General features: G+C 69.1%; 18 protein-coding genes and 1 pseudogene. 4 read left to right on the top strand and 15 right to left on the bottom strand.

The window, feature by feature from the left end; genetic code table 11:
* Position 1 precedes the first annotated feature (1 nt).
* The 8 genes and pseudogenes from ACGHC0_RS16555 to ACGHC0_RS16520 all read right to left on the bottom strand — a co-directional run bounded on the left by ACGHC0_RS16555 (position 2) and on the right by ACGHC0_RS16520 (position 9,148).
* Positions 2-1,252 carry an SfnB family sulfur acquisition oxidoreductase gene (locus ACGHC0_RS16555; protein ID WP_415266192.1) on the bottom strand — a complete coding sequence of 417 codons (1,251 nt, stop codon included), beginning with the start codon at positions 1,250-1,252 and terminating at the stop codon, positions 2-4.
* A gap of 37 nt (positions 1,253-1,289) precedes the next feature.
* Positions 1,290-1,952, bottom strand: a complete 663-nt coding sequence (locus ACGHC0_RS16550; RefSeq protein WP_415266191.1) for a methionine ABC transporter permease — start codon at positions 1,950-1,952, stop codon at positions 1,290-1,292.
* On the bottom strand, positions 1,949-3,214 hold the full coding sequence (locus ACGHC0_RS16545; RefSeq protein WP_415266190.1) for a methionine ABC transporter ATP-binding protein: 1,266 nt from the start codon (positions 3,212-3,214) through the stop codon (positions 1,949-1,951). The genes ACGHC0_RS16550 and ACGHC0_RS16545 overlap by 4 nt, the downstream gene beginning before the upstream one ends.
* A gap of 17 nt (positions 3,215-3,231) precedes the next feature.
* A pseudogene (locus ACGHC0_RS16540) lies at positions 3,232-4,062 on the bottom strand (MetQ/NlpA family ABC transporter substrate-binding protein).
* A 143-nt stretch (positions 4,063-4,205) separates the two neighbouring features.
* Positions 4,206-5,105: a sulfurtransferase gene (locus ACGHC0_RS16535; protein WP_415266189.1), complete on the bottom strand. Its 900-nt coding sequence runs from the start codon at positions 5,103-5,105 to the stop codon at positions 4,206-4,208.
* Positions 5,106-5,286: 181 nt separating this feature from the next.
* Complete coding sequence (locus ACGHC0_RS16530) at positions 5,287-6,204, bottom strand: DMT family transporter (protein WP_415266188.1); 918 nt, start codon at positions 6,202-6,204, stop codon at positions 5,287-5,289.
* Between the two features lie 190 nt (positions 6,205-6,394).
* Positions 6,395-7,678 carry an APC family permease gene (locus tag ACGHC0_RS16525; protein WP_415266187.1) on the bottom strand — a complete coding sequence of 428 codons (1,284 nt, stop codon included), beginning with the start codon at positions 7,676-7,678 and terminating at the stop codon, positions 6,395-6,397.
* 324 nt (positions 7,679-8,002) lie between these two features.
* Positions 8,003-9,148, bottom strand: a complete 1,146-nt coding sequence (locus tag ACGHC0_RS16520; RefSeq protein ID WP_368352008.1) for an aromatic ring-hydroxylating oxygenase subunit alpha — start codon at positions 9,146-9,148, stop codon at positions 8,003-8,005.
* Between the two features lie 263 nt (positions 9,149-9,411).
* Between ACGHC0_RS16520 and ACGHC0_RS16515 the strand changes: the two genes are divergently transcribed.
* The 4 genes from ACGHC0_RS16515 to ACGHC0_RS16500 all read left to right on the top strand — a co-directional run bounded on the left by ACGHC0_RS16515 (position 9,412) and on the right by ACGHC0_RS16500 (position 13,795).
* Complete coding sequence (locus ACGHC0_RS16515) at positions 9,412-9,660, top strand: exodeoxyribonuclease VII small subunit (RefSeq protein ID WP_019701753.1); 249 nt, start codon at positions 9,412-9,414, stop codon at positions 9,658-9,660.
* Positions 9,660-10,580: a polyprenyl synthetase family protein gene (locus ACGHC0_RS16510; RefSeq protein ID WP_415268430.1), complete on the top strand. Its 921-nt coding sequence runs from the start codon at positions 9,660-9,662 to the stop codon at positions 10,578-10,580. Before ACGHC0_RS16515 ends, ACGHC0_RS16510 begins: the two co-directional genes overlap by 1 nt.
* 77 nt (positions 10,581-10,657) lie before the next feature.
* Entirely contained in the window at positions 10,658-12,526 is a 1,869-nt protein-coding gene (gene dxs / locus ACGHC0_RS16505) for a 1-deoxy-D-xylulose-5-phosphate synthase (RefSeq protein WP_368352007.1), read from the top strand.
* 189 nt (positions 12,527-12,715) lie between these two features.
* Positions 12,716-13,795 (top strand): TRAP transporter substrate-binding protein, encoded by a 1,080-nt coding sequence (locus tag ACGHC0_RS16500; protein ID WP_053842433.1) that lies wholly within the window; start codon positions 12,716-12,718, stop codon positions 13,793-13,795.
* A gap of 808 nt (positions 13,796-14,603) precedes the next feature.
* On the opposite strand, the gene ACGHC0_RS16495 is transcribed toward ACGHC0_RS16500, so the two are convergent.
* The 7 genes from ACGHC0_RS16495 to glgB form a co-directional block, all read right to left on the bottom strand.
* The gene (locus tag ACGHC0_RS16495; protein ID WP_415266186.1) at positions 14,604-15,134 is read right to left on the bottom strand and encodes a hypothetical protein; all 531 of its coding nucleotides are present in this window, start codon (positions 15,132-15,134) and stop codon (positions 14,604-14,606) included.
* On the bottom strand, positions 15,131-16,717 hold the full coding sequence (locus ACGHC0_RS16490) for a TRAP transporter large permease (protein ID WP_415266185.1): 1,587 nt from the start codon (positions 16,715-16,717) through the stop codon (positions 15,131-15,133). The genes ACGHC0_RS16495 and ACGHC0_RS16490 overlap by 4 nt, the downstream gene beginning before the upstream one ends.
* 54 nt (positions 16,718-16,771) lie before the next feature.
* Complete coding sequence (locus tag ACGHC0_RS16485) at positions 16,772-17,311, bottom strand: TRAP transporter small permease subunit (RefSeq protein WP_368352004.1); 540 nt, start codon at positions 17,309-17,311, stop codon at positions 16,772-16,774.
* 285 nt (positions 17,312-17,596) lie between these two features.
* Positions 17,597-18,316, bottom strand: coding sequence for a mechanosensitive ion channel family protein (locus tag ACGHC0_RS16480; protein ID WP_107133249.1), 720 nt, complete (start codon positions 18,314-18,316; stop codon positions 17,597-17,599).
* A 49-nt stretch (positions 18,317-18,365) separates the two neighbouring features.
* A complete protein-coding gene (gene treS, locus ACGHC0_RS16475; RefSeq protein ID WP_415266184.1) occupies positions 18,366-21,794 on the bottom strand; it encodes a maltose alpha-D-glucosyltransferase in 3,429 nt (1,142 codons plus the stop codon).
* Between the two features lie 4 nt (positions 21,795-21,798).
* Positions 21,799-23,970 (bottom strand): alpha-1,4-glucan--maltose-1-phosphate maltosyltransferase, encoded by a 2,172-nt coding sequence (locus tag ACGHC0_RS16470; RefSeq protein ID WP_415266183.1) that lies wholly within the window; start codon positions 23,968-23,970, stop codon positions 21,799-21,801.
* Entirely contained in the window at positions 23,954-25,996 is a 2,043-nt protein-coding gene (gene glgB, locus ACGHC0_RS16465) for a 1,4-alpha-glucan branching protein GlgB (RefSeq protein ID WP_415266182.1), read from the bottom strand. Before glgB ends, ACGHC0_RS16470 begins: the two co-directional genes overlap by 17 nt.
* Between the last annotated feature and the right edge of the window lie 21 nt (positions 25,997-26,017).

Here is a 26,017-nt window from a genome sequence, read left to right as displayed (position 1 = left end):
GTCAGTTCCACTGGTGGCGGCGCGGCGCCTGGCCGTTCAGCACGTAGCGGCCGATGAGGTGGTATTTCCAGCGCACCGGGTCGTGCAGCGTGTGAACACGCGCGTTGCGCCAGTGCCGGTCGAGGTTGTGGACGGTGCGCGATGCCGAAGTGCCGGCCAGTTCCAGCAGGTGTTCACCGGAGCGCAGCGCGGCCTCCGTGGTCAGCACCTTCGCGCGTGCGACCGCCACCGAGGCCTCCGCGCTGGTGGCGTCCGTGAGCGGTGCCTGGGCCAGGGCATCCAGCAGGTCCGCGGCCTCGGCCAGCACCTCGCGCGCCGCATGCACGTCGATGGCCAGTTCGCCGACCTCGCGCAGGATGTGGGGGTCGTCGCAGGCGTGCTCCACGCCGGAATCCACCCAGGGCCGGGTTTTCTCGCGCACGTAGGCGAGGGCGTCCGCCAGGGCGCCCTCGGCGATTCCCAGGTCGATGGAGGCCTGCAGCAATTGCGAGAACGGCCCCGTCAGCGTGGGCCGGTCCTGCGCGGCGTGGAGGGAAACCACGTCGTCCTCCTCCACGGGCACGTCCTGCAGCACGACGCTGCCGCTGGCCGTGGTGCGCTGGCCGAAGGCGTCCCAGTCGTCGATCACCTGCAGCCCGGGCGCCGTGCGGCGCACCCAGACCTGCACCGGGCGGCCGTGCTCGTCTTCCGCGCGGAAAGGCACCCAGTGCGCGAACAGCGCCCCGGTGGAATAGTGGCGCGTGCCGTTCGCGCGCAGCGTTCCCTGCGCGTCACGCCGCAGCCGCGCCGTCGCATGGTGGACCGCGGCCGCGCGGGCCTTGCGCTCCGGGCCGGCATTGCCCAGCCGGTGCCCCGCCAGCACGTCCGCGAAAATGCGGCGCTGCAGCGACGGGCTGCCGAACTCCACCAGGTGGCGGATGAGCGCATGGTGGTTCTGCGGAATCTGCCCGAGGGACGGATCCGCCGCGCACAGGATGGCGAACACCTCCATCCGCGTGCGGAACGAGGCGCCGATGCCGCCGTGGTCGCGGGGCACGCCGATGCCGCCCAGGCCGCTCGCCGTATAGCGCTCGATCTCGTCCCAGGGCAGGCGGCGCTCGCGGTCGCGCGATGGCGCGTCCTGGCGGAACTCGAGCGCCAGCGCGCGGGCGATGTCGAGTGCTTCGGCCTCGCTGGCGATGCGGTGCGGCGTGCGCGGGGGCAGGGGCAGGCGGGTGGTGGCCGAGGGGCCATCGACGGAAAGTGGTGCCATGGGCTGGGAGTCTCCGCAGGATCGGTGAAGAGGGGGCTCAGCGCTGGCGCAGGCGCTGCACCCAGAAGTCGCCGGCGGACTGCACCGCGGTGACCAGCGCGATCAGCACGGCGATCACGATCACCATCACCTGGGTGTCGAAGCGCTGGTAGCCATAGCGGATCGCCAGGTCGCCCAGGCCGCCCGCGCCCACCGCGCCGGCCATGGCGGATGCGCCGATCAGCGCCACCAGGGTGATCGTGAAGCCGCCCACGATGCCGGGCAGCGCCTCCGGCAGATAGACGTGCCGCACGATGTGCCACTTGCGGCAGCCCATGGCCTGGGCGGCCTCGATCAGCCCCTGGTCCACTTCGCGCAGGCTGACTTCCGCGATGCGCGCGAAGAACGGCGTGGCGCTGATCGACAGCGGCACGATGGCCGCCCAGACGCCGATGGTGGTCCCGGCGACGATGCGCGTGAAGGGAATGAGCGCCACCAGCAGCACGATGAAGGGCGTGGCCCGGAAGCCGTTGATCACGCTGCCGGCCACGCGGTGCAGGCGGGGCGATGCGAGAAAGCCGCCGGGAGCCGTGACGATGAGCAGCAGGGCCAGCGGAATGCCGGCGAGGAATGCGGCCGTGCCGGAGACCCCGACCATCAGCAGGGTGTCGGCCAGTGCCTGGCCGTAGCGTTCGGCGGGAATGGACAGCGAAAGGCTCATGGGTGGTCGGATGGAGGGGTGGATGGGACCGTTGCGGGGGCCTGCGATGTGCCGGATGCGAGGTAGCCGATCACCTGGACGGAGTGCGCGACCGCGCCATGGCCTTGCGTGAGCGGGGCGAGGTCGCCCGGCGCGGCGGTGCCTTCCACCGCGAGCACCAGCTCGCCCTGCGCATGCCCCTGGATGCGGTCCACGCCCCCATGCACCAGGCGGGCTCCAGGAGGCAGGGCTGCGGCGATGCGCGCGAGATCGGGCTCCAGGCCGCCTTCGCCGCTGTAACCCAGCTGCACGATGGTGGAGAACGGGCCGTGCCGGGGCGGATGCGCCTGCAGCCGCGCGCGCAGGTCCGGGGGCAGGCCCTGGCGCAGCGGGGCCAGCAGCGCCCGCGTGGCATCGTGGCGTGGGGCGCCGAACACCTGCCAGACGGGTCCCTGCTCGGCGATGCGTCCCCGCTCCAGCACCACCACCTGGTCGGCGATCTCGCGGATCACGCGCATCTCGTGCGTGATCAGGATGATGGTGATGCCCAGGCGCCGGTTGATGTCCTTCAGCAGCTGCAGGATGGCGTGCGTGGTTTCCGGGTCCAGCGCCGACGTGGCCTCGTCGCACAGCAGGATCTCCGGGTGCGTGGCCAGTGCGCGCGCGATGCCCACGCGCTGCTTCTGTCCGCCGGACAGCCGGCCCGGGTGGCTGCGGTGCTTGTCCTGCAGGCCCACGAGTTCCAGCAGTTCGTTCACCCGCCGCGTGACTTCCGCAGGGCGGGCGCCTGCCACGCGCAGCGGCAGGGCGATGTTGTCGAACACCGTCTTGGCGGACAGCAGGTTGAAGTGCTGGAAGACCATGCCGATGCGGCGGCGCAGCGCGACCAGGCCGTTCTCGTCCAGCGTCCCGATGTCCACGCCGTCGATGAGCACCTGCCCGTGCGACGGCGTCTCCAGCCGGTTGATGGTGCGCAGCAGGCTGGACTTGCCCGCGCCGCTGCGGCCGATGATGCCGAAGATGCTGCCGGCCGGAATGTCCAGGTCGATGTCCTGCAGCGCGGCCACGTCGCCCGCCGAAGAGGCATACACCTTGCCGACGCCGCGCAGGGCGACGGCGCCCCGCGGCGCAACCGTGCCATCGGCCGCCGGGGCCGCGCCTGCAGCGGCAAGGGATGCGTCCGCGGCCGGTACCGCGGCACCGGTGCGCCGCCAGGCCATGGGGCCAGGCCCGGCAGCGCGGGGGAAGTCCGGCGCGCGCCGCAGCACGGAGGCGAAAGCCATGCGAAGCACCTCCTGCCTCACGAGCGGGTCCAGGCCAGCGTGTAGAGCCGGTCGTCGTTGGCGAAGGCGCGCCGTGTCTCGCTCTTCACCGCCGGCGAGTTCTGGTAGAGGCGCACGAAACGCTGCACCACCGGATCGCTCACGCGGTCCTGCCGCACCACGAACTGGATCGCGAACTGCGCGTCTTCGATGCCCGAGTAGGCCAGCCCGCTGGACGGATCGAACGCCTTGGCCGCCACGATGAAATGGGGGTAGCCCTGGGCGATGTCCACGTCGGGCGTGATGCGCACCAGCTGCGGGCCTTCGACCTCCACGAAGCGGAGCTTTTTCGGGTTGTCCACGATGTCGGCCAGGGTGCCCAGCTAGCCCACGTCGGGCTTGAGCCGGATGAGTCCCGCTTTCTGCAGGAGCAGCAGGCCCCGGCCCTGGTTGACCGGGTCGTTGGCGATGCCTACCTTGCCACCGGCGGGCACGTCCTCGACCTTCTTGTGCTTCAGCGAATACAGCCCCACGTTGGCCAGGATGCCGGTGCCTGCGCTCGCGAGCTGGAAGCCCTGCTTCCTGATCGCATTGGCGAGGAAGGGCTGGTGCTGGAAGTAGTTGATGTCGATGTCGCCCGCGTTCAGCGCCACGTTCGGCGTCGTCCAGTCGGTGAACTCGATCACCTCGACCTGCAGGCCCTGGCCCCGGGCTTCTTTGGCAGCCACGTTGACGGAGTCCGCGTAGGCGCCGGGCACCACGCCGATGCGCAGGCGGTCGGCCGCGAAAGCGGCGGGGAGTGCGCCCAGGCCCAGTGGCGCGGAGGCGGCGGCCGCGAGCAGGCGGCGGCGGGAAACGGATGCGGTCATTCTTCGGTCCTCGGGCAGGTGATGCGGCCATTCTCTGGACCGGCCCCACCGCACGGGAACGAAGATTTGCGGACTAGCTTATGCGTTTTTTCCGCGGACGCGGACGGCAACGCGGGGGCGGCGCACGCCCCGCCGCGGTGCCGTCAGCCGCGCTCGACGGGGCGGGACGGATCGCTGCACCACTCGCTCCAGCTGCCCGCGAACAGCGTGGTGCCGCCCAGGCCGGCGACCTGCATCGCCAGCACGTTGGGCGTGGCGCTCACGCCGCTGCCGCACTGGTGCACCACGGTGGAAGGATCGCGGCCCGCCAGCAGCGATTCGAATTCGGCCCGCAGTTGCGCGGCCGGCTTGAAACGGCCGTCGGGCCCGAGGTTGTCGGAGAACGGGCGGTTCAGCGCGCCGGGAATGTGGCCGGCGACCGGATCGAGCGGCTCCACCTCGCCGCGGTAGCGCGCGGGCGCGCGTGCATCCACCACCGTCTGGCCCGGCTGGCCCAGGGCGGCCTGGACCTCGGCGGCCGTGGCCAGCCGCTGCAGGGGCTCGCCGAGGGCGAAGTTCGCCTGGAAGTGCGCGGGCTCCTCGCCCCGGGCGAGTTCGCCGCCGGCCTGTTCCCAGGCCTGCAGCCCGCCGTCGAGCACCGCCACGGCCTCGTGGCCCACCCACTGCAGCATCCACCAAAGGCGCCCGCAGAAGTTGGTGCCGTTGCGGTCGTACACCACCGCCTGCATCGCGTTGGAAAAGCCCACCGAGGAGAGCCAGGCCGCGAAGCGCTCGGGGTGTGGTAACGGATGGCGGCCGCCGGACACCGGCATGTCGCCCTCCGTCGCCACGATCGTGCCGCCCGCGCCGGGCGCACCGTGCCGGGCGCTGAGCGATTCATCGAGGTGCGCGTACACCGCGCCGGGGATATGCGCTTCGAGGTATTGCTGCTGCCCGCGCGAAGGGTGCGCCAGATCGAAGCTGCAGTCGAAGACCATCAGGGGGGCGCCGCTCGCGCGCAGCGCCTGGAGTTCGTCGGCGGAAATGAGGGTGGTGTAGGCCATGGCGTGTTCAGTCGATGGAGCGTGAGGGAATGGGAGGCCGGCGTTCCCGGAAGGTCCGGCCGGGCAGGCTCCCATGGTGCGGATTGTGCGGCGTGCGGGGCGTGCCCGGCGTCGGCGCAGGCCGTCAACCGCGCGGCACGGGCATCGGAGTGCCGTCGCCGTGCCCGTGTTCCCCGCCGGCTCAGTGCTCTTCCGCTGGCGCACCGGGCGCCGCGCGGGCGCGCAATACGGTGGCGACGATCCCGCTCGCGATGATCAGCGCCATGCCGGCCCAGCCGATGGGTGGAATGTCGTCGCCGAACAGCACCACGCTGTACACGGCCGCGAACACGATGCCGGAATACTGCAGGTTGGCGACCACCAGGGTGCCGCGCTGCGAGCCCGCCCGGGCGTAGGCGCGCGTCATGCAGAGCTGGCCGGCGGCGGCCAGGAATCCGATGGGCAGCAGCCACAGGCCCGGCCAGCCCGGCCAGGCCGAGGCGCCCGTGAGCAGCATGGCCGCGCCGCCCGCCACCGCCGAGCCGACCGCGAAATAGAACACCGTGCGCGTTTCCGGCTCGCCGATGCGCGACAGCGCCATCACCTGCATGTAGGCGAAGGCGGCGGACAGTCCCGACAGCAGGCCGATGAGGCCCGCGAACATCTGGTGCGCATCCAGGCTGGGGCGCAGCATCATGACCACGCCCGCGAAGCCGGCCATCACGGTCATCACCAGTGGCGCCTGCAGGGGCGGGCGCGTGCCGCCGGCGCCGCCCGACGGCCGCCAGGCCAGCAGGGCCCCGCCCACGATGAAGGCGGCGATCCACACGCTGCTCATGTAGTTGAGCGTCATGGCGGTGGCGAGCGGCAGGTGCGCGATGGCATAGAACCAGGCGCCCAGGGAGGCCACGCCGATCAGGCTGCGCCAGGCATGCATGCCCGGGTAGTGGGTGGCCAGCCCCACGCCCTGGCGCCGAGCCAGAGCCCAGAGGATGGCCATGCCGATGATGCCGCGGTAGCACACCAGTTCGGCCGCATTGAAATAGGCCGACGCCATCTTCACGCAGACCCCCATGCTCGCGAAAAGGAATGCGGCGAGGACCATCCAGAGGGCTTGCATGGGCGTGGGGTGCAGGAAAACGAAAGGGGTGGGAATGGATGTCCGGACGGTCCGGCATTGCTGCGAAGGACGTGCGGAGGTGGGTGGGAAAACCCATGCCCGATGTTAGGCCAAGGCCCGACCCGTGGCCTGGAAAAATGGCAAAGAAAGAGGCCCCGCTTCTGCCTGCCTTCCGAGGGAGGCTTCCGTGCTATCCCTGCAGCGCGTCGGCGCGTTGCGGTCGGGATGCCCTGCGGCTCTCGTGCCATGCCAGGCCGAGGAACAGCGCGGCAATGATACCCAGGGAGGCCAGCACCATCCTGCCCAGCAGCGGAACCAGGGCGGCGCTCGCCATGATGGCGATCCAGGCGCAGGCACGCATCCTGCCCGAGCGGAACCTCCTCAGGGCGGCGCCGAAGGCGAAGAGATGGATCACGATGAAATTGGCGTTGGCGAACTGGATCAGCATCTCCTCGGGGATGCGGAAGAAAGTGATGCACAGCGTGCAGGCACCGTAGATGACGGCCAGTACCGCGAGGGCGTTGCGTGGCGCGCCATGTGGACCGCTCCAGCGCCCCAGCGCACGCGGAAGCAGGCCGGCGTTCGCCAGCGCGAAGATCTGCCGCGAAGCCCCCATCACCCAGCAGTTCACGGCCAGCAGCAGCAGCGCGATGGCCACCACGCTGCCTGCAGCCGCCGTCGATTCGCCCACCGCGATGCGCAGGATGGGGGTGAGCACCGTCGGGGCGGTGGCCCGCTCGTCCGCCGGCACGATGGCGACGTAGGTCAGCGCGACCAGGCCGTAGAGCCCGCCCACGAGTGCCACGGCCCAGGGTATGACGCGCGGGAAGGTGCGTTCGGGATCCCGCACTTCGCCCGCGATGGACGCAATGTTCTCCCATCCCAGGAATGCGAAGAAGCACACCACCATGGCGCTGCCGATGGAGGAGACGCCCTCGGGCATGAAGGGTGTCATATTGTGCGCGCTGCCCTGGGGCAGCGCGACGGCCATGACACCGACCAGGCCCGCCACGAGAATGAAGACAGCGATCGACTGTATTTTCCCGCCGATTTTCATGCCCAGAAAATTGAATCCTATGGCGGAGAGAAGGAATGCATAGCCTGCGAGGGGGAGCCACTGCCGGTCGAAATGGACCAGGGTCTGGAGATAATGCGCGGCAGCCAGCCCCATGATGGGATCGCTGACCACGATGGTGAGCGTGAGCAGCAGCGAAAGGGTCTTGCCCAGCCAGGGATGCAGGGATTTTTCGATGAATGCCGGGACACCGCCGCTTTCGGGCGCGAGCACGGACATTTTCGCGAAGCAGGCGGCCACCGGTGCCGTGACGAGGGCCAGCAGGGCCCAGGCCAGCACGGAGGCCGGCCCGGCGATCTGGGCGGCGATGCCTGGAATGATCAGCACTCCGGCGCCCACCACGGAGGAAATATAGAAGGCCAGCAGTTCCCGGCTGCCGATATGGCGTTGCAATGGCACGATGATTCCTTGGTGTGGATGGCGTCTCCTGTGTTGCCGGGAAGGGTTTTTCCCGAATCATGTTCTTGTGCTCTTCGGAAATACTAAGAGCGATCCACGGCATTTCGCTCGGTGCGTCCCATACGTGCCTTTATCGGTGGGATGGCGATATCCGGGGTTATGTTCCAAACGTACGGAATGATGCGTTTGATTTATGGAAGAAATGCCGGAATATCCTTCGCGCGTGTCTGCGTGAATATCACGCGGACATGAAAAAAGCCGGCCAGGACGGTGTCCTGGCCGGCTCTTGGAGGGGTGGATGCGGAGCGGCTGCCCCGCCAGGGATCAAGGCCTTGGCTGCACGCCGGCGTCGCCCATCGCGTCGCGGTACCACTCGTGGAAGTGCTGCATGCCGTCTTCCATCGGGCTCTGGTAGGGGCCCACTTCGTTGTCGCCGCGGGCGAGCAGGGCCTTGCGGCCCGCGTCCATGCGTTCGCCGATCTCGTCGTCCTCGATGCAGGTTTCCATGTAGGCCGCCTGCTGCGCCTCGACGAACTCGCGCTCGAAGGCGGCGATCTCCTCGGGGTAGTAGAACTCGACCATGTTGAGCGTCCGCGTCGGGCTGACCGGGTGCAGCGTGGACACCGTGAGCACGTGCGGATACCACTCCACCATGATGTGGGGGTAGTAGGTGAGCCAGATCGCGCCGCGCTCGGGCATGCGGCCCTCGCGGTAGTTCAGCAGCACCTCGTGCCACTTGCGGTACACATCCGAGCCGGGCTTGCCGAAGGTGGAGGCCACGCCCACGGTCTGCACGGAGTAGTGCTTCTGGAACTCCCAGCGCAGGTCGTCGCAGGTGACGAAGTTGCCCAGCCCCGGGTGGAACGGGCCCACGTGGTAGTCCTCCAGGTAGACCTCGATGAAGGTCTTCCAGTTGTAGTTGCACTCGTGCAGTTCGACCTTGTCGAGCACGTAGCCGTCGAACGACAACTCGGAGCGCGGGCCCATGCCGGCGAGGTCGGCGGCGATGTCGCGGCCGTTGTCCTCGAACAGGAGGCCGTTCCACTCGCGCAGCGCGTAGTTGTTCAGGTTCAGGCAGGGGTCGTGCGAGAAGTGCGGCGCGCCCAGCAGCTCGCCCTGGGGCGAGTACGTCCAGCGGTGCAGCGGGCAGACGATGTTTCCCGCGGCGTGGCCCTTGCCGTTCGTGCGCAGGTTGCCCCGGCCCTGCAGCATCACCGCCTGGCGGTGGCGGCACACGTTGGAGACCAGTTCGACGCCGCCCTGCGCGTTGCGCACCAGGGCACGGCCCTGTCCTTCCTGCGGCAGCGCGTAATAATCGCCCGGCTCGGGCACGCTCAGCTGGTGCCCCACATAGCGGGGCCCGCGCTGAAAGATGGTGTCCAGCTCGCGCCGGAACAGCGCATCATCGAAGTAGCTTGAAACTGGTAGTTGGCTTGCGGCCTGCTGCAGTTGAAGACTTAAATCAGACATGGGTGACCTGACCTAAAGACTCCCCACAGGGAGGGTGCGCGTGCGCACGGGGACGTGGAAAAAACGAAACCGGCCGAGCAAAGTACCCACAGCCGGTTCGACGAAGAAATGGGATTGTAGCCAATGGGGTTATTTCCGCTTCCCGTGTGCGTGTATTGTGTTTCCGTGGCCGGCGTGTGACGCCCGCATGCGCGACGCTGCAGTCGCGGCCATGCGCCTAAAATGGCCTGTTTTACCTGCGCCCGCCGGCGCGGCTGCTCTCCATGCCCAAGGCCTCTCCTCCTGCTTCCGCCCCCCCGACCGCCGAGCCCGCGAGCTACGAAGCCGCGCTGGAGGAGCTGGAACAGCTGGTGGGCCGCATCGAATCGGGCCAGCTGCCGCTCGAGCAGATGCTGGCCGGCTACCAGCGCGGCGCGGAGCTGCTGGCGTTCTGCCGCGGCCGCCTGGAGGCCGTGCAGGACCAGATCAAGGTGCTGGAGAACGGCACGCTGCAACCGTGGACGCAAGACTGATGGGCACCGCTGCGCTTTCCCCGCACGCCGGCGACGCCGGCTTCGACCTTTCCGCCTGGAGCGCGCAGGCGCTGCAGCGCGTCGAGGACGCCCTGGAGGCCTGGGTGCCCGCCGATGCGCCGGGCGGCCTGGGCGATGCCATGCGCTACGCGGTGCTGGGCGCCGGCAAGCGCCTGCGCCCGCTGCTGGTGCTGGCCGCGGCCGAGGCGGTGTCGGGCCACGCTGGTGCGGCGCTGCGCGCGGCCTGCTCGGTGGAGCTGATCCACGCGTATTCGCTGGTGCACGACGACATGCCGTGCATGGACAACGACGTGCTGCGCCGCGGCAAGCCCACGGTGCACGTGCAGTTCGGCCAGGCCCAGGCACTGCTCGCGGGCGATGCGCTGCAGGCCCTGGCCTTCGAACTGCTCACGCCCGAGGACGACGTGCCCGAAGCCATGCAGGCCCGGCTGTGCCGCCTGCTGGCGCGGGCCGCGGGTGCCGACGGCATGGCCGGCGGCCAGGCGATCGACCTGGCCAGCGTGGGCATCGCGCTGTCGGAGGACGAATTGCGGCGCATGCACCGCCTCAAGACCGGGGCGCTGCTGCAGTCCAGCGTGCTGATGGGCGCGGCCTGCGGAGCGGCGGCGCCCGCTGCGTGGGAGGCCCTGTCGCGCTACGGCGCGGCCCTGGGGCTGGCCTTCCAGGTGGTGGACGACGTGCTCGACGTGGTGGCCGATTCCGCCACGCTGGGCAAGACGGCCGGCAAGGACGCGGCCAGCGACAAGCCCACCTATGTCTCGCTGCTGGGGCTGGACCGCGCGCGCGCCTACGCGGCCGCGCTGCGCGACGAGGCGCATGCCGCCCTGCAGGGCAGCGGCCTGGCAGGCACGCGCGTGCTGGCGGCGCTGGCCGACATGGTGATCGACCGATCCCGCTGAGACTGGGGGCCGGACCGCGACGCGTCCCGCCCCGTTCCCCGGCGCATGCATGCCGGCGCCCCCCAACCAAGAGCAATATGTCCACGAATTCCTTCCCTCTCCTGCAGACCGTGAACGACCCGGCCGACCTGCGCCGCATGTCGCGCGCCCAGCTGAAAGAGCTGGCCGCGGAACTGCGCGCATTCGTGCTGGACAGCGTGTCCAAGACGGGAGGGCATCTCAGTTCCAACCTGGGAACGGTGGAACTCACGGTGGCGCTGCATACCGTGTTCGATACCCCGCGCGACCGGCTCGTGTGGGATGTCGGCCACCAGACCTATCCGCACAAGATCCTGACCGGACGGCGCGACCGCATGCCCACGCTGCGCCAGCTGGGCGGCCTCTCGGGCTTTCCCCAGCGCACGGAAAGCGAGTACGACACCTTCGGCACGGCCCACTCCAGCACCAGCATCTCCGCGGCCCTGGGCATGGCCATGGCCGCCCGCCAGCGCGGCGAGGACCGCCACGCCGTGGCCATCATCGGCGACGGCGCGATGACGGCCGGCATGGCCTTCGAGGCGCTGAACAATGCCGGCGTGGCCGACGCCAACCTGCTCGTCATCCTCAACGACAACGACATGAGCATCAGCCCGCCCGTGGGCGCGCTCAACCGCTACCTGGCGCAGCTCATGAGCGGGCAGTTCTACGCTGCCGCGAAGAACGTCGGCAAGACGGTGCTCGGGCCCGTGCCGCCGCTGCTCGAACTCGCCAAGCGCTTCGAGCAGCAGGCCAAGGGCATGGTGGTGCCGGCCACGCTGTTCGAGAAGTTCGGCTTCAACTACATCGGCCCGATCGACGGGCACGACCTCGATTCGCTCATTCCCACGCTGGAGAACATCAAGGGCCTGAAGGGCCCGCAGTTCCTGCACGTGGTCACGAAGAAGGGCCAGGGCTACAAGCTGGCCGAGGCCGATCCCGTGGCCTACCACGGCCCGGGCAAGTTCGACCCGAGCGTGGGCCTGACCAAGCCCGCCACGCCGCCCAAGCAGACCTTCACGCAGGTGTTCGGGCAGTGGCTCTGCGACATGGCCGCGCAGGACGAGCGGCTCGTGGGCATCACGCCCGCCATGCGCGAGGGCTCGGGCATGGTGGAGTTCGAGAAGCGCTTTCCCGGCCGCTACTACGACGTGGGCATCGCCGAGCAGCATGCCGTTACCTTCGCCGCAGGCATGGCCTGCGAGGGCGTGAAGCCCGTGGTGGCGATCTACTCCACCTTCCTGCAGCGCGCCTACGACCAGCTCATCCACGACGTGGCACTGCAGAACCTGCCGGTGGTGTTCGCACTGGACCGCGCGGGCCTCGTCGGTGCCGATGGCGCCACGCATGCGGGTGCCTACGACATCCCCTTCGTGCGCTGCATCCCGAACATGAGCATCGCCTGCCCGGCGGACGAGCGCGAGTGCCGGCAGCTGCTGTCCACCGCCTACGGACAGGACCACCCGGTGGCCGTGCGCTATCCGCGCGGCAGCGGCGCGGGCGTGGCACCCCTTCCGGGCCTGGAGGGACTGCCCTTCGGCAAGGGCGAGGTGCGACGCACCGGGCAACGCATCGCGATCCTGGCATTCGGCACGCTGCTGTATCCCGCGCTGCAGGCCGCCGAAACGCTGGACGCCACGGTGGCCAACATGCGCTGGGCCAAGCCGCTGGACACCGCGCTGCTGCTGGAGCTCGCCGCCACGCACGACGCCTTCGTGACGGTGGAAGAGGGTGCCGTGCTGGGCGGTGCCGGCAGTGCCGTGTGCGAGGCGCTGAACGCCGCCGGCATCCAGAAGCCGGTGCTGCAGCTCGGCCTGCCGGATGTGTTCATCGAGCACGGCGATCCGGCGAAGCTGCTCGCGCTCCAGGGCCTCGATGCCGAGGGCATCGTGCGGTCCATCACGGCACGCTTCGGTCCCGCCGCGGGCTGACGCAGGTCGCTCCAAGCTTGCAGAAGGCTGAGGGCCGCGCGCTCGGTGTTTTTCTTTCGCGGGAAAACCCCCAACGGCCCGGAGTGGCCCATTCCTACAATCGTTTCCGGCTGAAACAGTCCGTCCCGGCCGCTCCGTGATCCGGAGCCCCGGGCCGTTCGCTCGCAATCAATTACCGGAGACCCATCCATGGACCGTCGTTCCATCCTCAGGCACGCAGGCATCGCCGGCGTGCTGGCGGCCGGCGCAGCCCCCGCTGTGCATGCCCAGGCCAGCATCCGCTGGCGCCTTGCGTCCAGCTTCCCGAAATCGCTGGACACCATCTACGGCACGGCGGAAGTGTTCTCCAAGAAGGTCAGCGAAGCCACCGGCGGCAAGTTCCAGATCTCGGTGCATGCCGGCGGCGAGCTGATGCCGGCCTTCGGCGTGGTGGACGGCGTGCAGAACGCCTCCGTCGAGATGGCGCACACGGCGCCTTACTACTTCTACGGCAAGGACCCGACGTTCTGCCTGGGCTGCGCCGTGCCCTTCGGCCTGAACGCGCGGCAGATGAATGCCTGGATGTACGAGGGCAACGGCCTGAAGCTCATGCGCGAGTTCTATGCCAAGTACAACATCATCAGCTTCCCCGGCGGCAACACGGGCGCGCAGATGGGCGGCTGGTTCCGCAAGGAGATCAAGTCCGTCGCCGACCTCAAGGGCCTGAAGTTCCGCACCAACCCGTTCGCGGGCAAGGTGCTGGAACCCTTCGGCGTGATCCCGCAGTCCATCCCCGGCGCCGACCTGTATCCCGCGCTGGAGAAGGGCACGATCGACGCGCTGGAGTGGGTGGGCCCGTACGACGACCAGAAGCTGGGCTTCAACAAGGTCGCGCCGTTCTACTACTACCCCGGCTGGTGGGAGGGCGGCCCGCAGCTGGACTTCTACATCAACACCAAGGCCTGGGAAGGCCTGCCGGCCGAGTACAAGGCCGTGGTGGAAGCCGCCGCTTCGCACGCCCACGTCACGATGCTTTCCAAGTATGACGCGCGCAACCCCGTGGCGATCAAGCAGCTCGTGGGCTCGGGCACCAAGCTGCGTCCGTTCACGCAGGACGTGATGAATGCAGCGTTCAAGTCGGCGCAGCAGATCTACGCGGACCTGAACAACACCAATCCGGAGTGGAAGAAGGTCTATACCGATTACGCCAAGTTCCTGGCGGACGAGAACGCGTGGTTCCGGTTCACGGAAGGCACGTTCGACCGGTTCATGCAGGCGCAGAAGCTCTGAGCCGGTTGCTGGGTACAAGAAGAAGCTACGTGTTTCTTTGGGGCGGCCTTCGGGTCGCCTTTTTTCTTTGGGGGGGTGGTTTTTTCCCGGGGCCGGGATGTGCGCCCGGCGGCGCACCTACTTTCTTTTGCTTCGCCAAAAGAAAGTAGGCAAAGAAAAGGCGAGCCCTGGTGTCTGCGTCCCCCTTCGCCCTTTGGGCGAAGGGGGCAGCCTGTGGTGCTCGGAGGCAAGGCGCGGCTGCGGAACTCGCTGCGCGCTGGCGCGCTCCGCTCGGACAACCGCAGCCAGTCAGATCACGAAGCAGGCGTGTCCTTCGGCACGCCTGCGCGCCTTGCCTCCTGCGCTCCTCGGCGCAGCCACGAGGGCGGGGTGCAGCACACGGGCCATTGCTTCGCTCGGCCTGGGGTGCGCGAGTGCGTTGCACCGCGCAACGTGTTTTTCGGGGCAGAGCGGTGGTGGCCTTGGCCGAGCGCAGCGATGGTCTGTGGGGCCGAGCAACGCGAAGGCCCGGGTCACTCCCTTCTGGATGCGCCTGGGGCGCGCAGGGGGTGGGGTGGCGGACGTGCCGAAGGACACGCCCGCTTCGTGAACTGACTTGCCGTGGTTGTCCGAGCGGAGCGCACGGAGTGCGCGCAGCGAGTTCCACGGCACACCCCACCCCCGAGCACCCCAGGTTGCCCCGTTCGCCCTGCGGGTGAACGGGGACGCATCCAGCAGGGTCGCCCTTTCTTTGGTTACTTTCTTTCGGCGAAGCGAAAGAAAGTGACTCGCCCGCCGGGGCGACATCCCGGCTCCGGGAAACAAACCCTCAGCGAGCCTGTGCCTCAGGCGGAGACGAGGACAGGGCCGAAGGCACACCCCCGGCCCCCGCCCTCACCACACTCTCCCCGAACGCCACCAGCAACCCCGCATCCGCCGCATGCACCCAGGTGATTCCCCCGCCCTTGCGGCGCAGCAGGATGCGCGGCGCGATGATGGCCTGGAACCACGGCCAGTGCACGATCTTGAAGCTGGCCACGTCGGCCGCGCGCACCCGCTTGTCCCAGAGCCATGTCTGCACGATCACGCCACCGTCGTCGGTCGAACGGAAGCGTGTGCGGCTGCAGACCATCCACCAGCCCATCCAGCCGATCAGCACGGCCGCGAGGCCGAAGGTCGCCAGGGCGGGAAAGGTCCATTGCGCGCTGCGCAGCGCGGGGATGGACCAGAGCGCGAAGCCCGCCAGCCCGCCCACGATGGCCACGGCGAGCAGCCGCACCAGGGGCGGGAAGGCGGCGCTTTCGATGTCGATGGCGGCCCCGCCGTTGCCGGGCGGGGGCTGTCCATGGTCCTGCGTCATTGCGGCGTGCTGGCCGTGCCTTCCGGTGCGGGTTCGGGCGCCGCGGGCTCGGGCATCGGTTCCGGCATCGGCATCGCGGGCTCCGCGCCCGGGGCGGCGGAGGCGCCGTTCGCGGGTTTGCCGGTGCCGAAGGGGTCGTCCATGTTGATGGACGGTTCCGCCGAGCTGTCCGCGGGCATGTCGAGCTGCACCTTGTCCAGATCGACCACCTTTTCCTTGTCGAGGAAGATGGTCACGGTCTGCGGGAAGAAGATCACGATGCCCACGAGGATCAGCTGCATCACCACCCACGGGATGGAGCCCATGTAGATGTCGCTCGATTTCACCGGGCGGTCGATGCGCTTTTCCTTGAACAGCGTGTCGGCGATGCCGCGCAGGTAGAAGAGGGCGAAGCCGAAGGGCGGGTGCATGAAGCTGGTCTGCATGTTCACGCACAGCAGCACGCCGAACCACACGAGGTCGATGCCCAGCTTGTGGGCCACGGGGCCCAGCAGCGGCAGGATGATGAAGGCGATCTCGAAGAAGTCGAGGAAGAACGCCAGGAAGAAGATGAAGAGGTTCACCACGATCAGGAAGCCGATCTGGCCGCCCGGCAGGTCGCTGAGCATGTGCTCGATCCAGATCGCGCCATCGACGCCCTGGAACACCAGCGAGAACACGCGCGAGCCGATCAGGATGAACACCACCATGGCGGTGAGGCGCATGGTGCCGTCCATGGCTTCCTTGATGAGCTTCCACGTCAGTCGCTTGTGGATGGCCGCGAGGATCAGAGAGCCCACGGCGCCCATGGCGCCGGCCTCGGTGGGCGTGGCGATGGCGTGGTCCATGAAGGGCAGGCCGCCCATGGAGCCGAGCACCGCGAAGATCAGGATGGCCGAGGGGATGATGCCGCGCAGGCACTTGCCCCAGAGCGCCCAGCCGTGCAGCGTGCGCGCCGTCCTGGGCAGGCCGGGCACGTATTCCGGGCGGATGCGGCCGAGCAGGAAGGTGTAGATCGCGAAGATCAGCACCTGCAGGATGGCGGGGCCCCAGGCGCCCTTGTACATGTCGCCCACCGAGCGGCCGAGCTGGTCGGCCATGACGATCAGCACCAGCGAGGGCGGCACCAGCTGCGTGATGGTGCCCGAGGCGGCCAGCACGCCGGTGGAATAGCGCATGTTGTAGCCGTAGCGCATCATCACGGGCAGCGAGATCATGGCCATGGCGATCACCTGGCCGGCCACGGTGCCGGTGATGGCGCCCAGGATGAAGCCCACGATGATGACCGAGTAGCCCAGGCCGCCGCGCACCGGGCCGAAGAGCTGGCCCATGGAGTCCAGCATGTCCTCGGCGAGGCCGCATTTCTCGAGCACCGCGCCCATCAGCGTGAAGAACGGGATGGCCAGCAGCAGGTCGTTCGACAGGATGCCGAACATGTTGATCGGCAGGTTGGCCATGAAATTGGCCGGGAACCAGCCCATCTCGATGGCGAAGAAGCCGCTGAACAGGCCCAGGGCCGCGAGCGAGAACGCGACCGGAAAGCCGATCAGCATGATCACGATCAGCCCCGCGAACATGATCGGGGCGAAGTTTTCCATGTGCATGGGGAGAGTCTTCCTGGAGAAGTCGGGTCGGTCGGCGCTTTTTTGTCGATGCGTTTACTGCACCGGCTTCTCGTAATGCGTGCTGATCTGCAGGTGGCCCGTCAGGTAGGCCACGCGCTTGACGATCTCGGCCAGGCCCTGCAGGAAGACCGCGCCGAAGCCCACGGGCAGCAGCAGCGCGGCCGGCCAGCGGATCAAACCGCCGATGTTGCCGGACATCTCCTTGGTGACATACATGTTCCAGAAGAAGGGCCAGGTGAGCCAGGTGAGCAGGCCCATCACGGGCAGCAGGAAGAAGATGAGGCCGAACAGATCGACGAAGACCGGTCCGCGGCCGCGCAGCTTGCCGTAGATGATGTCCACGCGCACGTGTTCGTTGAGCTTGAGCACCACGGGTGCGCCCAGCATCACGGTGGTGCCGAAGAGGTACCACTGGATCTCGAGCCACGCGTTGGAGCTGAGATCCAGCCCGTAGCGCACCAGGGCGTTGCCCGCGGAAATCAGGGCGGCGGCGAGCACGGCCCAGCCCGCGATCTTGCTGAGCTTGGTGGAAACCCAGTCCATGCCCCTGGCCAGTTGGAGGAGTCCTGTCACGCTTGCTGTCTCCTGTCGTTCACGTTGTTCGATGGATGTGCGCGGCAGGAAGAAACCACGGCGCCGCGCCCGCCCGGGATTAAAGCGGATCGTACGGCGCCTGGGCTGAGAAAAGGCTGACGCGGGGGGCTGGGGTTTTCCCGTGCGTGGCCGTGCGCCGCAGGCCGCGGCGCATGGCGGCGGTCCGCCGGCACCGGTGGATTCCACCCTGCGGCAGGATCGGCGTGGCGACCGGAGCGCCTGGGAGGGCGAAGAATGAAAAAGCCGGCCCGGGGCCGGCGTCATTCAGGGTCGTGGATCCCGGGGCGGCAGCCGGTCCGTGCCGCCGGGCGGGTCGCGCCGCCGGCGCGGCCACCACTGCTCGATGCATTCGGCGGCCCGGTCCCGTCCGCCCAGGCCGAAGGCCAGGGCCAGCCCGAAGACCACGCCCCCCAGCAGGATGAGGAAGCTCTGGCGCACGATGTCGCCGCCGATGCCGAGCTGGTCCAGCGCGATCAGCACCGAGAACACCACGATGGCGTACTGCGCCGCCTTGCCCGGCAGCGCCGTGTCGGCCATGCCGGCGCGGCGCAGGTACGCGGAGACGAGTTCGCCGACCACGCGGCCGAAATACGTGCCCAGCACCAGGATCAGCAGCGCGACGAAGAGGTTCGGGATGAACCACAGCACGCGGCTGAGGAGGGCGGTGACGTAGCTCAGGCCCAGGCTGTTGAAGGCGACCAGCAGGGCCGCCAGCAGCACCAGGCCGTACGCCAGCAGGCCAAAGATCGCCGTGGCGTCGCGGCGCGAGCCGGCCTGCCGCAGGAAGTCGTCCAGGCCCGCGCGCTCGGTGAGCACGTGGAAGTTGATGGCGCGCAGCCCGCGCGTGACCGCGAAGCGCACGGCCTTCGCCACGAGCCAGCCCGCCGCGAGGATGAGCAGGGCGAACAGCAGGCGCGGCAGGTAGGCGCCCAGTTGGAAAAGGAAGGCGCGGGCCGGTTCCAGGTGGATGGATAGGTTGTCCATGGGAAGAAGCCTCGGGGATCGGGTCGGTGGCGGGAAAGCGGCGGCGCCGTCAGGCGGGGGTGTCGGGCAGGGTCGGCGTGGGCGTGGGCGCCGCGGCCGCGCCGATCAGCGCGAGGATGCCCTGCAGCGGCACCTGGGCCCAGTCCACCCGGTTGCCCAGTTCGTAGCGGAGTTCGTAGAGCGCCTTCTCCAGCTCGAACAGGGAGATCAGGGCGGGATCGGCCGCAAGGCCTTCCGCCGCGTAGGCCGCCAGGAAGGCATCGCGGACCTGGTGCTCCCAGTGCCGTGCCGCCTCGTCCAGGCGCACCATCTCCTCGGTGGACTGAGTCAGGTGCTTGAGGGCGGCCCAGCGCGCGTAGTTGAACGAGCGCAGCATGCCGGCCACGTCGCGCAGGGGGGAACTCTTGGCGCGGCGTTCCTCGAACGGCCGGCCGGGCTCGCCCTCGAAATCGATGATGACGAAGTCGTTGCCCGTCACCAGCACCTGGCCCAGGTGGTAGTCGCCGTGGAAGCGGGTCTTGGTGCCCGTGGGCGCGTCCGCGCCGCCGGCCGCGAGGCGCTCCATGATGAGTGCGCGCCGCGCCAGCACCGCCTGGGCGTCCGTCTGCGCCGCGGGCGGCAGTTCGCCCACGCGCCGCTCCAGCAGGGCGAGCGTGTCTTCGGCCTCGGCGCGCGCGCGCTGGCGGAAGGCGGCCACGTCCTGCGTGGTGACGGGTTCGGGGTCGAAGGCGGCATCGCCGGTGCGCCGTGCCAGCGCCTGGTGCAGCTGCGCCGTGCGCTGGCCCAGGGTCGCGGCCAGGGCCAGGTAGCCGCCATGCACGTCAACGGCGGGGCCGGCCGCCTGCGCCACGCGCGTGTCTTCCAGGAACCGCTCCAGGTAGCCGAGGGTGTACTCCCATCCGTCGCCCTGGTTGGCCACGTAGGACTGCACCAGTGCGAGCGTCATGGTGGTGCCGCCGGGCGCCACGTATTCCACCGACCCCGCCACCGGCACGCAGTGCGGGAAACGGGCGACCTCCGTGAGGAAGCGGCCGACCTCCAGTTCGGGATTCACGCCCTCGCGCAGGCGGCGGTAGCCCTTGAGGAACAGGGTCTCGCCCAGGGCGACGACGGTGTTGCTGCTCTGGGCACCGGGCCGTTCCACGGGCAGCGCGTCCAGGTCCGCGGCCAGCGCGTCGAAGGCCGAGGTGCGCCGGAACCGCACCCGCCCGCCCTGGTCGGTGGAGAGTTCCGTTCCCTCGCCCATGGCGCGCACGACGGCGCGGCAGAAGGACTCGTCATGGAAGGCGTCGCCCATCACGCCCACCTGGGCCTGCTGGCGCACGCGCGCCACGCCGGCCGGCGAGATGCGGCGCATGCGCTCTTCGCTGCCTTCCTCCCAGGCCAGGGCCAGGGGCACGAAATAGGTCGCGGCCGGCCCCAGGGCACCGCCGGGCTTCGCGGCAGGCTCCACGCCCAGCAGCGGCAGCATCCATTCGCAGTCCTCGCCGGCCTTCCACACCGTGTGGTCCAGGATGCGCGCGCCCGCGATGGCCGTGCCCTTGTCCGCATACCAGCGCTGCAGTTCGATGAAGCGCGGCAGGGTGTCGTCCTCGAACTGCGTGCGCATGCGCTCGGCCATGCCGATGCGCCAGGGCATGACGCGGTCGCGGAAGAAGCTGGTCCACCCGTCGAACAGCACGAGCACGGGCCGTTCCTGCAGGTCCAGGCCCTCCTGGTGCCAGGAGGGCACCGGGGCTTCGTTGGAGAGGCGGAACCAGTAGAAGCCGTAGGAGTGCAGGGTGAGCAGGTAGGGCAGGTCGCCGATGGGCGGGAAGGTGACCCGCCCGAGCATCTCGATCGGCGTGCGGCCCCGGTAGGCCGACAGGTCCAGTTCCACCGGCTGGGCGGCGCGCGAGAGGTTGAACACCGTGAGGATGACGTCGTCCTCGTGTTCGCTCACATAGGCCAGGATCTTGCGGTTGCCGGGCTTGAGGAAAGTGCGGCGCCCGCGGCCGAAGGCGCGGCTGGTCTTGCGCACGGCCAGCATGCGGCGTGTCCAGTGCAGCAGGGAGCTGTGGTCGCCCGACTGGGCCTCCACGTTCAGCGCCTCGTAGCCGTACACCGCGTCCATGATGGGCTGCAGGTAGAGCCGCTGCGGATCGGAACGCGAGAAGCCGCCGTTGCGGTCGGGCGACCACTGCATGGGCGTGCGCACGCCGTTGCGGTCCCCCACGAAGACGTTGTCGCCCATGCCGATCTCGTCGCCGTAGTAGATGATGGGCGAGCCCGGCATGGACAGCAGCATGCCGTTCATGAGCTTGACGCGGTCCAGGTCGTTCTCCATCAGCGGCGCGAGCCGGCGGCGGATGCCCAGGTTGATGCGCGCGCGCATGTCGGCCGCGTACATGCTGTACATGTAGTCGCGTTCCTTGCTGGTCACCATTTCCAGCGTGAGCTCGTCGTGGTTGCGCAGGAAGATGGCCCACTGGCAGCCCTCCGGGATGTCGGGCGTCTGCTGCAGGATCTCGACGATGGGGTGCCGGTCTTCCTGGGCGATCGCCATGTACATGCGCGGCATCAGCGGGAAGTGGTAGGCCATGTGGCATTCGTCGCCGTTGCCGAAATACTCGCGCACGTCCTCCGGCCACATGTTGGCCTCGGCGAGCAGGAAGCGGTTCCCGTATTCCGCATCGATCGCCGCGCGCAGCTTCTTGATGACGGCGTGCGTCTCGGGCAGGTTCTCGTTGGTGGTGCCGTCGCGCTCCACCAGGTAGGGAATCGCGTCGAGCCGGAAGCCGTCCACGCCCATGTCCAGCCAGAAGCGCATGGTCTTGAACACCGCTTCCAGCACCAGCGGGTTGTCGAAGTTCAGGTCCGGCTGGTGGCTGAAGAAGCGGTGCCAGTAGTACTGCTTGGCCACCGGGTCCCAGGCCCAGTTGGAGGTCTCGGTGTCCGTGAAGATGATGCGCGTGCCCTGGTAGATCTGGTCGGTGTCGCTCCAGACGTAGAAGTCCCGCTCGGGCGAGCCGGGCGGGGCCCGCCGCGCGCGCTGGAACCACGGGTGGTCGGACGAGGTATGGTTGATGACCAGCTCGGTGATCACGCGCAGGCCGCGCGCGTGCGCGGCGTCCAGCATCTCCTTGAAGTCCGCGAGGGTGCCGTACTGCGGATGCACGTCCTCGTAGTCGGCGATGTCGTAGCCGTCGTCGCGCAATGGCGAGGGGTAGAACGGCATGAGCCAGATCGTGTTGACGCCCAGGTCCTTCACGTAGTCCAGCTTGGCGGTCACGCCCTTGAAGTCGCCGTAACCGTCGTTGTTGCTGTCGAAGAACGCCTTCACGTTCAGCTGGTAGATGACGGCGTCGCGGTACCACTGGGGGTCGCCCTGCGTGTCGATTTCCGGGGTTTCGGGCATGACCACGGGGCCCGGTTCGGGCAGCGGCCCGGCGGCGGGGTCCGCGGCCGGGAGGGGTTGGCGCAGCAGGGGGGCGTTCATGGCATCACTGGAAGGGATCGATGTCTCCGGCGCCGGCAACGCGGCGCCGCACGGAGAAGATGTGGGCGGGCGCGCGCTGCGGATCCAGCAGCACGTAGTGGGTGTCGCCCTGCCAGAGGAAGCGCTGCTGGCTCAGCAGGTCGTGCATCTGCCAGTCGGCCGCGGGTGGGTCGCCCGCCGCGATGGCGATGTCGGACGCGGTCAGGCGCATCCAGCCCGATTGCGGGTGGTGCGGGTCGAGGTTGACCACCGTCACGATCACGTCGCGGCCGTCCGGCGAGCGCTTCAGGTAGGCCAGCAGCATGTCGTTGTCCACCGGCAGGAAGCGCAGGCTGTGGTCGGCCTGCAGGGCAGGGTGGGTGCGGCGGATGTGGTTCACGCGGGCGATGAGCGGCCGCAGGTTGCCGGGCCGCGCCAGGTCCCAGTGCCGCAGCTGGTATTTTTCGGAGTCGCGGTACTCCTCGCTGCCGGGCTCGCGCGGCAGGTGCTCCAGCAGTTCGTAGGCCGGCCCGTAGATGCCGTAGTTGGCCGAGAGCGTGGCGGCCAGCACCAGCCGCAGCGCGAACATGGCGGGCTCGCCGCCCTGCAGCTGCGCATGCAGGATGTCGGGCGTGTTGGGCCATACGTTGGGGCGGAAGTAGTCCCGCCCGGGCGCGGTGTTGAGCTCGGTGAAATAGTCCTGCAGTTCCTGACGGGTGTTGCGCCAGGTGAAGTAGGTATAGGACTGGGTATAGCCCCGCTTGGCCAGGCCGTGCATCACCTTGGGGCGCGTGAAGGCCTCGGCCAGGAAGATCACGTCGGGGTGCTCGCGCTGGATGTCGCCGATCACCCACTCCCAGAAGCCGAAGGCCTTGGTGTGCGGGTTGTCCACGCGGAAGATGCGCACGCCCTCGCCGATCCAGTGCGCGAACACGCTGCGCAGCTCCTTCCAGAGGCCGCGCCAGTCCTCGCATTCGAAATGGAAGGGGTAGATGTCCTGGTACTTCTTGGGTGGGTTCTCGGCGTACTGCACGGTGCCGTCGGGGCGCCAGCGGAACCAGTCCGGGTGCTCGCGCACGTAGGGATGGTCCGGCGCGCACTGGAAGGCGATGTCCAGCGCGATCTCGATGCCGTGTTCCCGTGCCCGTGCCACGAGGCGGCGGAAGTCCTCCGGCGTGCCCAGCTCGGGATGGATGGACTTGTGCCCACCCTCGTCGGCGCCGATCGCCCACGGGCTGCCCACGTCGCCGGGCGCGGCGGTGAGGGTGTTGTTGCGGCCCTTGCGCTGTACCCGGCCGATGGGGTGGATGGGCGGGAAGTACAGCACGTCGAAGCCCATGGCGGCGATGCCGGCCAGCCGGCCCTCCACGTCGCGGAAGGTGCCGTGCATGCCCGGCACGGCCGCGGTGGAGCGCGGGAAGAGTTCGTACCAGGTGCTGAAGCGCGCGCGCTCCCGGTCCGCGCGCAGCGGCAGCGCGACGGGGTGGCGGGTTTCCAGGCTGCGGTCCGGGTGGCGGCGCATCGCCTCGGCCGCGGCTTCCTGCAGCGCCAGCGCCTTGAGCGGCGCCGCATCGGCGCTGTCCTCGCGGGCGCCGCGTTCCAGCGCCTCCGCCCATTCCTCGAGCTGCCGCGCGTCGGCCGGCGTGGGGTGCGCCGCGGCCCGCATGGCTGCAGCCCGGGCGTCGGCCGCGCCCACGCGCGCCGCCACGCGGATGTCCGCCGGATCCACGCGGCGCTGCATGTCGTGCCGCCAGGATTCGAAGGCGTCCACCCAGGCGACCACGGTATAGCGGTAGAGCCCGGGATCGGGCGGCGTGAACTCGGCCCGCCACTCGTCGTTCACCCCGGGGTGCATCGGCACCTCGGCCGGCGCGGTGGGGGCGCCGGGGCCTTCCTCCTTCCACCACTGCAGCATCGCCCGTGGCACGTCGTGTCCGTCGGTGAAGCAGTGGGCGGTGATGCGCACCGCCTCGCCCGCCACGCGCTTGACCGCGAAGCGGCCACCGTCCACCACCGGCAGCACCGCGTCGATCACCGCGCGCGCACGTCCGTCCGCCGGAAGCGGCGGCGCCGCGCGCGGCACGGCCTGCGCGGTGGTGGCCGGCGCGGGCAGGCGGTGTCCGGGGCCGGAGGGCGCAGTGGACGGTGCGGGCCGGCCGGTGCGGGAGGAGGGCTCGGAGTCAGGCGGGGAAGGCATGGCGTGCAGGCTCCTGTCGGAGGATGAGGGTGGACAGCGGCGGTAGCGTGAGGCACAGCGACTGCGCCCAGTGGTGCGAGCGCACGGGTGCGGCTTCCACGCCGCCCAGGTTGCCCCAGCCGGCGCCGCCGAATTCGCGGGCGTCGCTGTTGAAAAGTTCCCGCCAGTAGCCGGCGGAAGGCACTCCCACGAGGTAGTTCTCGCGCGGCACGGGCGTCATGTTGCAGACCACCAGCACGGGCGTGGCGCCCTGGCGCTGGGCCTCGGCGCCGGGCTTGCGCAGGAAGGCGATCACGCTGCGGCCGGCGTCGTCGGCCTCCACCCACTGGAAGCCCTCCGGGGAAAAATCGATATCGTGCAGGGCGGGCTCGCTGCGCAGCACGCGGTTGAGTTCGCGCACCATGCGCTGTAGGCCGCCGTGCAGCGGGCCGTCGCAGACCCACCATTCGAGTTCGCCCTCGTGCGTCCATTCGCGGCGCTGGCCGAACTCGCCACCCATGAAGAGCAGCTTCTTGCCGGGGTGGGCCCACATCAGGCCGAACAGCGCGCGCAGGTTGGCGAACTGCTGCCATTCGTCCCCCGGCATCTTGTTGACGAGCGAGCCCTTGCCATAGACGACCTCGTCGTGCGAGAGCGGCAGCACGAAGTTCTCGTTGAAGGCATAGACCAGCGAGAACGTGAGCTTGTGGTGGTGGTAGCGGCGGTGGACCGGGTCTTCCTTGAAGTACGACAGCGTGTCGTGCATCCAGCCCATGTTCCACTTCATGCCGAAGCCCAGCCCGTTCATTTCCACGGGGCGCGAGACCATGGGCCAGGCGGTGGATTCCTCGGCGATGCTCACGGTGTCCGGATGGTCGCGGTACAGCGAGCGGTTGAGCAGCCGCATGAACTCTATCGCCTCCAGGTTCTCGCGCCCGCCATGGCGGTTGGGCACCCATTCGCCGTGCTTGCGCGCGTAGTCCAGGTAGAGCATGGACGCCACCGCGTCCACGCGCAGGCCGTCCAGGTGGTACTTGTCGAGCCAGAAGAGGCCCGAGGAGACGAGGAAGCTGCGCACCTCGTTGCGGCCGTAGTTGAAGATGGCCGAGTTCCACTCCGGGTGGAAGCCCTGGCGCGGGTCGGCGTGCTCGTACAGGTGCGTGCCGTCGAACTCCGCCAGTCCATGCGCGTCCATCGGGAAGTGCGAGGGCACCCAGTCCAGCAGCACGCCGATGCCGCGCTGGTGCAGGTGGTCCACGAAGTACATGAAATCCTGCGGCGTGCCGTAGCGCGACGTGGGCGCGAAATAGCCGGTGGTCTGGTAGCCCCAGGAGCCGTAGAACGGATGTTCGGTAATGGGCATCAGTTCCACGTGGGTGAAGCCCATCGACTGCACGTACTCGCCCAGCGCGTGTGCCAGTTCGCGGTAGCCCATGAACTGGCCGTCCCTGCGCCGCCAGGAGCCGGCGTGCACCTCGTAGATCGACATCGGCGCGTTCAGCGCATTGCGCGGGCCGCGCGAGGCCATCCAGTCTCCGTCGTTCCAGGTGTAGTCCAGGTCCCATATGCGCGAGGCGGTGCGCGGCGGCAGCTCGGAGCAGATGGCCAGTGGGTCTGCCTTTTCCAGCACCCGGCCGCCGTTGCGCGACACGATGCGGAACTTGTAGGCCTGCCCGTGGGCGGCGTAGGGCGCGAAGCCCTCCCACACGCCGCTGTCGTCGCCGCGCGGCGCCAGCGGGTCTGCCTCCGGGTTCCAGCCGTTCCAGTCACCGATCACCGACACCGAGGCCGCGTTCGGGGCCCAGACCGCGAAGTCCGCACCGCGCGCATCCTGCGCGGGCACGCCGGCTGTGCGGCGCAGGTGGCAGCCCAGCGACTGGTAGAGGCGTGCGTGCGTGCCCTCGCGCAGCAGGTAGGCGTCGTGGGCGGTCAGCAGGGAGGAATCGTTGGACGGCACGGTGGGATCCTGGAGAAGGTCGGGGAAGAAGGAACGCAACAAGAAAGCCGGCTTCCGCACGACCGTGTCGGCTGGAAGCCATTGGCGCATGCAGCGGCCGGTCGAGCTCGC

Origin of the sequence: Acidovorax sacchari, from assembly GCF_042847045.1 — a bacterium.
GTDB classification, from domain to species: Bacteria; Pseudomonadota; Gammaproteobacteria; order Burkholderiales; family Burkholderiaceae_C; genus Paracidovorax; species Paracidovorax sacchari.
The sequence above is the reverse complement of the archived record's forward strand: the minus strand, read 5'-3'. Positions and strand labels throughout refer to the sequence as shown.

Excerpts from the sequence above, each read along its gene's own strand:
- ACGHC0_RS16555 (WP_415266192.1), bottom strand. The coding sequence starts at position 1,252 with ATGGCACCACTTTCCGTCGATGGCCCCTCGGCCACCACCCGCCTGCCC.
- ACGHC0_RS16550 (WP_415266191.1), bottom strand. The coding sequence starts at position 1,952 with ATGAGCCTTTCGCTGTCCATTCCCGCCGAACGCTACGGCCAGGCACTG.
- ACGHC0_RS16545 (WP_415266190.1), bottom strand. The coding sequence starts at position 3,214 with ATGGCTTTCGCCTCCGTGCTGCGGCGCGCGCCGGACTTCCCCCGCGCT.
- ACGHC0_RS16535 (WP_415266189.1), bottom strand. The coding sequence starts at position 5,105 with ATGGCCTACACCACCCTCATTTCCGCCGACGAACTCCAGGCGCTGCGC.
- ACGHC0_RS16530 (WP_415266188.1), bottom strand. The coding sequence starts at position 6,204 with ATGCAAGCCCTCTGGATGGTCCTCGCCGCATTCCTTTTCGCGAGCATG.
- ACGHC0_RS16520 (WP_368352008.1), bottom strand. The coding sequence starts at position 9,148 with ATGTCTGATTTAAGTCTTCAACTGCAGCAGGCCGCAAGCCAACTACCA.
- ACGHC0_RS16515 (WP_019701753.1), top strand. The coding sequence starts at position 9,412 with ATGCCCAAGGCCTCTCCTCCTGCTTCCGCCCCCCCGACCGCCGAGCCC.
- ACGHC0_RS16510 (WP_415268430.1), top strand. The coding sequence starts at position 9,660 with ATGGGCACCGCTGCGCTTTCCCCGCACGCCGGCGACGCCGGCTTCGAC.
- dxs (WP_368352007.1), top strand. The coding sequence starts at position 10,658 with ATGTCCACGAATTCCTTCCCTCTCCTGCAGACCGTGAACGACCCGGCC.
- ACGHC0_RS16500 (WP_053842433.1), top strand. The coding sequence starts at position 12,716 with ATGGACCGTCGTTCCATCCTCAGGCACGCAGGCATCGCCGGCGTGCTG.
- ACGHC0_RS16495 (WP_415266186.1), bottom strand. The coding sequence starts at position 15,134 with ATGACGCAGGACCATGGACAGCCCCCGCCCGGCAACGGCGGGGCCGCC.
- ACGHC0_RS16490 (WP_415266185.1), bottom strand. The coding sequence starts at position 16,717 with ATGCACATGGAAAACTTCGCCCCGATCATGTTCGCGGGGCTGATCGTG.
- ACGHC0_RS16480 (WP_107133249.1), bottom strand. The coding sequence starts at position 18,316 with ATGGACAACCTATCCATCCACCTGGAACCGGCCCGCGCCTTCCTTTTC.
- treS (WP_415266184.1), bottom strand. The coding sequence starts at position 21,794 with ATGAACGCCCCCCTGCTGCGCCAACCCCTCCCGGCCGCGGACCCCGCC.
- ACGHC0_RS16470 (WP_415266183.1), bottom strand. The coding sequence starts at position 23,970 with ATGCCTTCCCCGCCTGACTCCGAGCCCTCCTCCCGCACCGGCCGGCCC.
- glgB (WP_415266182.1), bottom strand. The coding sequence starts at position 25,996 with ATGCGCCAATGGCTTCCAGCCGACACGGTCGTGCGGAAGCCGGCTTTC.